Source organism: Jutongia sp., assembly GCF_057878315.1.
On sequence record NZ_DBLXSO010000075.1, the window covers coordinates 1 to 4,826 of the forward strand.

Annotated in this window: 3 protein-coding genes; 1 reads left to right on the forward strand and 2 read right to left on the reverse strand. The window is 46.7% G+C overall.

What is annotated here, in order from left to right; genetic code table 11:
• Nucleotides 1–1,792 (forward strand): methyl-accepting chemotaxis protein (locus tag ACZLMD_RS12350; protein ID WP_489495861.1); only part of this gene is annotated, 1,792 nt, incomplete at its 5' end.
• A 138-nt stretch (nucleotides 1,793–1,930) separates the two neighbouring features.
• Here the strand turns inward: ACZLMD_RS12350 and bilR are convergent.
• Together bilR and ACZLMD_RS12360 are read right to left on the reverse strand one after the other, a co-directional pair.
• Entirely contained in the window at nucleotides 1,931–3,865 is a 1,935-nt protein-coding gene (gene bilR, locus ACZLMD_RS12355; RefSeq protein ID WP_118097781.1) for a bilirubin reductase, long form, read from the reverse strand.
• 29 nt (nucleotides 3,866–3,894) lie between these two features.
• Entirely contained in the window at nucleotides 3,895–4,647 is a 753-nt protein-coding gene (locus ACZLMD_RS12360) for an alpha/beta hydrolase family protein (protein ID WP_014080904.1), read from the reverse strand.
• Between the last annotated feature and the right edge of the window lie 179 nt (nucleotides 4,648–4,826).

Here is a 4,826-nt window from a genome sequence, read left to right on the forward strand (position 1 = left end):
GCGGCATGGTATGAACAGAAGAAGTGTGAAACATACGTTAACGATGACCTGTCTGATGCTGGTATTACTGGCATCCCTGTTGCTTGGGGCAACTTCCATTTTCAGTATCCGGAATACGACCAATATGGCGCTGACGGAATATGAAAGTGCGATGGATTCCGGTTACAACACAGAGATCAAGTCTGAGGTCCAGACGGTGATTGCTGTGCTGCAGGCAGAATATGATAAGAGCCAGGCAGGGGAACTGACAGAGGAAGAAGCGAAAGCAGAAGCGAAGGAGATCGTCCGCGCCATGCGTTACCGCGATGACGGAAGCGGATATTTCTGGATTGATGATACGGATTACAATCTGGTAATGCATCCGATTCTGGCGGAGCAGGAAGGAAATAACCGCTACGATCTGGAGGATCAGAATGGTGTCATGATCATCCAGGAGATTATGAAGGTCTGTAACAGTGCCGACGGAGGCGGATTCAATGAATTTTACTTTACGAAGGCGGACGGTGTGACGGTTGCGCCGAAGGTAGCATATTCCGAGTTGTTTGCACCGTGGGGATGGGCAGTCTCCACCGGTAACTACGTCGATGACATGCAGGCAGAGATGACGGGTGTGGAAGGACGCATCAACCAGAAGTTCGAGGTTCTCTGCATTGTGATAGTGATAATGATGGCTGTTATGCTTGTGATGGCGTTCGTGTGGGCGAGAATCTATGCGGCGAAGCTCTGCAAGCCGCTGGTGGAGATCCAGGGGCTGGCATCCAGACTTTCCGACGGAGATCTGACAACGACCGTGAACGTAAGGGAGAAGAACGAGCTGGGAGACACGGCAGAGGCACTCAATGCCGCGCAGAAGCAGATTGTTTCCCTGATAGGAAGCATCAGCACGGCATCAACAGATCTGCGGAATGCACTGCAGTCGTTTACTGGTAATTTCTCCTCGATGCAGGAGTCCATCGGAAACGTTGCGGTTGCCGTCAATGAGATTGCGGAAAACAGCACGACGCAGGCAGGATCCACGACGGAAGCGTCCAACGGTATCATGACGATCGCGGAAGGCATCGAGAAGATCTCCAGCGAGATGGAAGAACTGGTCGGCAATGCCAATCAGATGCAGGAGTATTCCAATAAGTCGCTCGCTAAGCTTCGTGAACTGATCGATACGAACAATAAGACAGAAGCGGATATCGAGTCGATGTATACACAGACGGAGAGTACCAATGCATCCGTCAATAAGATCAGCAAGGCGGCGACGCTGATCAGTGAGATCGCGGATCAGACGAATCTGCTTTCACTGAATGCCTCGATTGAGGCGGCGCGCGCAGGAGAAGCCGGACGCGGATTTGCGGTAGTTGCGGAAGAGATCGGAAGTCTTGCGACACAGTCGGCAGATACAGCGCATGAGATTAACGACATTATCGGAGAGCTGACAGAGAATTCCGAGAAGTCGATGGGCATTATGGTACAGATGAATGATGCGTCGAAGCAGCAGGTAGAGGCGCTGAATCATACCAGCGAGATGTTTCTGGATATGCAGAAGGCACTGGAGGCGTGCACGAATTCCATCCGCGTGGTGACGGATATGATCCGCACTGCGAATGAGGAGCGTGAGAAAGTTACCCAGAGCATCGAGGTGCTGACGCATCTTGCGACAGATAATGCGGCATCCACGGAGGAGACTTCCAGTATGACAACTGAGCTGGAGGGAACGGTGGAGCGTTCCAGCGGAATGATCGAGAAGCTGGAGGGCGATATGAAAGTGCTCGCAGACAGCATGGAGCATTTCCGGTTGTAGGAAGATCGCTGCAAGAGTACAAATGATAAGGTGAGAATGAAAGCGGGCGTGTCAGAAACTGACACGCCCGTAATTTCATGTCTGCAGATATTCTGCAAATGTGAATATATAGCTGGGTACGAATAGGGAAAAAACCTTTTATATTTCACATGCGGCATCATATGCTGATTTAATGGCATGATCGATATTGCTTGGACGATCTCCGGCACAATCGCCAATATAATGAAGTGGGAGCGGACAAGCCGAAAGATCCGGAAGATTCTTTCTTGCGCCAACAGCCATTACAACGAAATCCGATCTGATCTCTAAGACCGAGGTTTTTTCATTTTCTGTTTTCTCAACAATAACTGCATGGTCATTGATCTCTGATAGTTTTGCAGAGGTAAGAATCTGGACATTGGAATGCTCTAATTCACTCATCAAAGTTGGGAGAATCGTGCTGCTTTCTTCCTTTGCAATCTGATCCATCATTTCAATAATTGTAACGTTACATCCGCGGGCAGCAAGGTATTCCGCAGTTTCAACACCTACAAGACCACCGCCGATGACAGAGACGTTGCCGAATACAATTTCTTTTTTAGCAAGAATATCCCATGCACTTGTAACGATTGGAAGATCTTTGCCCGGAACGGGAATGATTGCATTCGTTGCACCTGTTGCAACAATTACTTCATCAAACGAATCATAGTCTTTTCCGGTAAATTCCTGACCCAGACGGAATGTCACTGATAACTTGGGAAGCACGTTAAGATAGTAGTTAATGCTTCTCATCATCTCTTCTTTTCGGGGTGGAACGCTGGCAATAAGAAGCTGACCACCGATCTGGAGTGACTTTTCAAATATAGTTACCTGATGGCCTCTCAGAGCGGCAACACGTGCTGCTTCAAGTCCTGCAATTCCTGCACCGATAATTGCAATTCGCTTTGCTGTGACTGCAGGAGTAATCTGACGGCTTGTCTCATAACCATTCTCGGCATTTAATACACAGCTTAGGAATGCACGGTTTTGGATATTGTCTGTACATCCTTTATTACACATCATACATGTTCTGACATCGCAGCAGTGTCCATCGGCACACTTGTTTGCAAAATCAGGATCGGTAAGCAGTGAACGCCCGAGTGCAACGATGTCAGCAGAGCCATTTGTAATAACGGCTTCAGCAGCTTCCGGTGTTACAATACGACCAACCACGGATACGGGAATGGAAACGAGTTCCTTGATTTTTTTAGAGTATGAAACCATAAAACCGTATGGCTGTGTTCCCATGGCAGGGATGGTATCTCCCATATTTCCGGTATGGTTAGCCTGCGCGACATGCAATGTGTCAACACCGGCAGCTTCTAATTCTTTTGCAAAAATGCAGGCCTCATCAAGTGGAAGACCACCTTTTCCCCGAAAGCCGTTATCTCCAAGAGGAGTTACGATTGGAAGCTTGTAGTCGATAACCATATCTGGGACAATTGCTTTTAAACGCCGTACAAGAGTTAAGGCGAAACGTGTACGGTTTGCAAGGTCTCCGCCATATTCATCTGTTCTGTGATTTAAAATAGGAGAGCAGAGCGATCCGACAAGGCGGTCTCCATGTACTTCGATACAGTCAACGCCTGCTTTGTGGGCTAAAACAGCACAATTTTCCATGTGCTTAATAATTTCATCCAGTTCTTCCGCAGTTACTTCATTTACAAAGTGCTGCATATCATGGTGAAGTTTGGCTCTTGCCTCCTGCATTTTTCCCTGGTGAAACATTTCGTTTAAAGCTGCGACGTTATAGTCTGGATGGAACAGCTGGATTCCAAGCTTTGCACCGTATTTATGACATGCATCGGCAAGCCGCTGGAAGCCTTCTGCCTGTTGAGGAGAGTAAAGTTTTGGTGTAGGAGAGAATGTTGAAAGAGGAGCAACGTCTCCAATGACAATGTATCCAACACCACCTTTTGCAAGGCGCTCATAGAAACGAAAACTCTGTTCGCCGATAGATCCATCTTTTTCTTCGTATCCTGTTGTAAGTGGGGGAAACATAATACGGTTTTTAAATTCAATGTTTCCAACTTTAATGGGCTCTAATAATTTCATTGTGCACACATCCTTTCAAAGTGATTATCTTATTTCAATGGTGTTAAAAACTCTAATATGAGCCTGTCTAATTCAGCTCTTGCAGAACCGCTTGCAAAGTTGTGATTTGCGCCTTCAATTGTTTTGTAACTGCATTTGCCATTATAGAGTGCTTCATATCGATGACAGGTAGCATCATCTACCAGATCGTCTGCCGTTCCTCTGATAAGAAGAACAGCACCTGTATATCCCGCTGCGGATGAAAACGGTTCATACTGATATAAATCATGGTTAAAAGAAGTAGGGAAGCAAAGCCCTTCTATATCTGCTTTTGTGATTCCCTGTGCTTCCATTGCCTCGGCGCGGTCTTTACATCCAAACCACATGCCGGCTCCCGGGCACATGAGTATGAGAGCATGTGGATTAACGATAGGCGCAGCAGTGGCAGCTGCATAGCCGCCCATGCTCTGGCCTGATAAAATAATTTTATCAGGATTGGCAAAATCCTGCTGTTTTGTCCAGTTTATAATATCTTCGATATCATGTAAGATACCGGTGAATGTCATGTCCTCGAACTCACCGTCGCTTTCGCCATTTCCGTATAAATCAAAGCGGACGCTGGCAAATCCGTTTTCAGCCAGAAATCTGGCTGTGTGGGTATAGATATTTTTGTATCCGCTTTTATTTCCGGTAAATCCGTGTACGTTAATGATGGCGGGGAAGCGCGAGCCTTCATCCGGAATATTTACAATTCCGCGTAAGACATGACCTGAGCGGTTTGTTATTTCAACTTGTTTTGTCAATGCAAGATACCTCGGTTTCTGAAGTTATTCTGCGTTTGCAGCATTTCGTTTGTCTGATAAATTCTGTAACATTTCAGCTGTTTTCTCTTTTGTAAGAGGGTATACAAACTTTAATACAAGTACAGCTAATAAGTACCCGGCTACATATAATCCGGTATATGTTTTCCAGAGACGTCCGG